This window comes from Shewanella sp. MM_2022_3 (genome assembly GCF_022557375.1).
In the GTDB taxonomy this organism is placed as follows: Bacteria; Pseudomonadota; Gammaproteobacteria; order Enterobacterales; family Shewanellaceae; genus Shewanella; species Shewanella xiamenensis.
Genome location: NZ_JAKZGV010000094.1, coordinates 1 through 3183, shown reverse-complemented (window position 1 = coordinate 3183; position 3183 = coordinate 1). Strand labels below are relative to the sequence as shown.

General features: G+C 44.5%; 2 protein-coding genes. Both read right to left on the bottom strand.

What is annotated here, in order from left to right; translation table 11 throughout:
* Positions 1-538 precede the first annotated feature (538 nt).
* Complete coding sequence (locus MMG82_RS21145) at positions 539-2296, bottom strand: SulP family inorganic anion transporter (protein WP_037418330.1); 1758 nt, start codon at positions 2294-2296, stop codon at positions 539-541.
* A gap of 223 nt (positions 2297-2519) precedes the next feature.
* On the bottom strand, positions 2520-3146 hold the full coding sequence (locus MMG82_RS21140; RefSeq protein ID WP_037418333.1) for a LysE family transporter: 627 nt from the start codon (positions 3144-3146) through the stop codon (positions 2520-2522).
* Positions 3147-3183: the final 37 nt, after the last annotated feature.

Below are 3183 nucleotides of genomic sequence, written 5' to 3'. Positions count from 1 at the left end.
TTTTTATATACCCTATAGAAATCGGTAAAATGTTCACGTAAAGTAGCTCTCACTTAGGTAAAGTGAGTAAATCCTTTTTAACATTTTATGCTAAATCATCACGATGAATTACAGGGATAAAGTACTTGGATAATACGGATATTATAATCATAGCGATGCTCATCGGTTTAGCCCTACTGCATTGCTTATTCGCAGCTCGAGTATTTAAGAGCCAAGTTAACCTCAGCACTAACAAAAAATGTTTATGGTGCCTGCTAAGCTTATTTTTAGGACCCATAGGCTACTATGCCTATCATGGTTTAATCCCTTTAGATAAACTGCAAAATGACTAGAACGGGTTGATGTTTAAGCGTTAGATGTTGCGCAAGCTCGCGAAACGAGGAATGACGCGTAGTTATGATACTCAAATGACGAGCGGCTCTTTACGCCACAACCATCATACTTTTGAGGCATCAAGTATAAAGTGCATAGCTCTATGCACTTGAACAATAAACCAAAAAGCGCGGACATTACCGCGCTTTTTCGTTAAAATAGCATCCTATAAATGACTATGAAGTAGCACATCATCCTCAGGCGCTTTTTTGATTACTGGCGCTTGGCCTTCAGCTAACGCTTGTTTGTAGCTTTGGTTCATTTTCAATGCCAAATATAAATCTGGCCGAATTAAAATGCCGCCTTCGCCTGACGGGATCCCCGCCTGTTCAAACCAGCCAAGCATCTGCCTTTTACGCCCCGCCAAGACTAAACGTATACCACGCTTCTTCAATAATTGATGGAGATCTGCAAGCATGGCCATCACACTTAAATCCAAGTGGGTAAAACACGGCACGGCATCAATAATGATGCAATCGACGGGTTCAGGCTCACGGATAAACTTCTCCAGTAATCGACGTTTAAAGTAAGTGGCATTGAAGTAGGTTAAGGGTGAATTAAAGCGGTAGATAAACACCCCAGGCACAGACTTAGCCTTGCCCGAATCATCTACACTGCGGATAACCCCTTTATGATCAAGCCCTAACACTTGATCCGTTGGCCGCATCACAGTCGCTAAAAACTGGAATAAACCGAGTAACACCGCCAAGGTAATCCCAGGGATAACGCCAATAAACAATACTGAAAACAATGTGGTGCAAGCAAGCAAGAAGGCTGAGCGGTCTCTGACGCGCAGATTCCATAGCGCCTTTAAATCAATCAACGAAATAGAGGCAATCACTAAGACCACACCAAGAGCTGAACTAGGGATATATTTCAATGGTGCAGTAAAAAACAACGCGACGATCGCAATCAATAACGCCGCGATGATTGAAACAAGCTGACTTTTACCGCCGTTAGCATCATTGACAGCTGTACGCGAATCAGCACCGCTGACAGCAAAACCTTGTGATAAAGCTGAAGCAATATTGGCAATACCGAGGGCGCGAAACTCCTTGTCCGCATCGATATCATAGCCATTTTTAGCCGCAAAACTGCGTGCAGTAAGCATCATACTCACAAAGCTCACCATGGCTAAGTTAAGCGCAGGCACAACTAGTTCACGGGCAATACCAATATTAAAAACCGGCGCTTGAAACGAAGGCAAGCCTGCACTCACCTCGCCCACCACATTGATATCGAAGCTGGTTAAGTTAAAGGCCCACACCAAAAATGCAGCCATTGCCATTGCACACATTGAAGCAGGCCATTGTGGACGATAACGTTTTATTAAGGCATAGGTGGCTAAGGTCACCAGTCCCATCAATAAGGTGGGCCAGTGTGTTTTGGTGAGATAGGAAGGCGCACCGGATAAGCGCTCAATCAAATAACGCTCATCGAAGGTGAAACCAAAAATCTTTGAGAATTGACCGACGATAATAGTGATCGCCACACCATTAAGTAACCCCATTAAAATCGGTTTTGAGAGAAAGTCCGCCAAGACACCAAGGCGAAAACGGCTGGCGATTAAACACCAAAACCCCGTCATAGCCGTCATGGTCATCACGAGTTGCCAGTGTTTCATGCTGTCGCCAGCAGCAAGTGGCGTCACAACTGCGGCAATCACGGCGCAAGTCGCGGCATCGGGACCAACGATTAATTGTCTGGAAGTACCAAACAATGCATACACTAACATTGGCAGCACACAGGAGTATAAACCTACAGCGGCATTGACCCCTGTAAGTTGTGCATAGGCAATGGCTACAGGTAAAGCGACCGCCGCCACGGATAATCCGGCTCGAACATCATCCCTGAGCCATTGCTTCTCGTACTGCAGCATCTGCGCCAAACCAGGCATAAATGATACTAAACTGGGAAACTTCACGCGCTAACCTCCATATACTCCCAAGTCAATTGCAACTTGTTATGGTTAGATAACTCACCTTATATCGGTGCAATACCCATGGAACCAACTTCTTCAGTTTGTTTAGGTATATAAAACCGTTATCTAAAAAAGTCATCAATACTATGTTGGTTATGGCATAAAGCCAATCATTAAGCGAGTCAGTATCCCAGAATATTTAAGCTTTTAGCCTAATTAGCTCTGCTTACCGTAGGATCATCGGCAATGAAACTAACAATAAACTGCCCATAAACCAGTTAAAATGACGTCGACGTTTATCCGTATTCAGCTTTTTACTGATTGCTGCACCAACAAACACCCAAGTAAATGAAGCCGGAAATCCCACCAGATTAAACACTAACACGCCTAGTAATGCACTGAGCCAAAAACCATCGCCTCCTAAGGTAAACGCACTACAAAGGGTAATGGTCGACATCCAAGATTTAGGATTAATCCACTGAAACAGCGCCGCCTCCATCACACTCATCGGCTGACGCCCGTCATCCAAATCTGCCGCCTTAACAGGAGAGGTGACTAATCGATAGGCAAGGTGCAACAAATACAGTAACGCTGCGTACTTTAGCACTTGATGCAACACGGGAAACACCTCGAATAAAGCGCCAAGACCCAGTAACACCGACAGATGCAAAGAGGTCGAACCTAAGCGGATCCCTGCAATATGTGGAATGGTGCGCATTACCCCAAAATGGGCACCTGAACTGGCGAGTAGAATATTATTTGGCCCCGGTGTCATGGTCATGGTTGCACAAAAGAGTGCAGCAGAGGCCATTAATGTCCAGAGTTGTGGATCATTTAAAAGTTGAATATCCATAAATACCTAAATTGTATGCATACAATACTTGACAATA

Excerpts from the sequence above, each read along its gene's own strand:
- MMG82_RS21140 (WP_037418333.1), bottom strand. The coding sequence starts at position 3,146 with ATGGATATTCAACTTTTAAATGATCCACAACTCTGGACATTAATGGCC.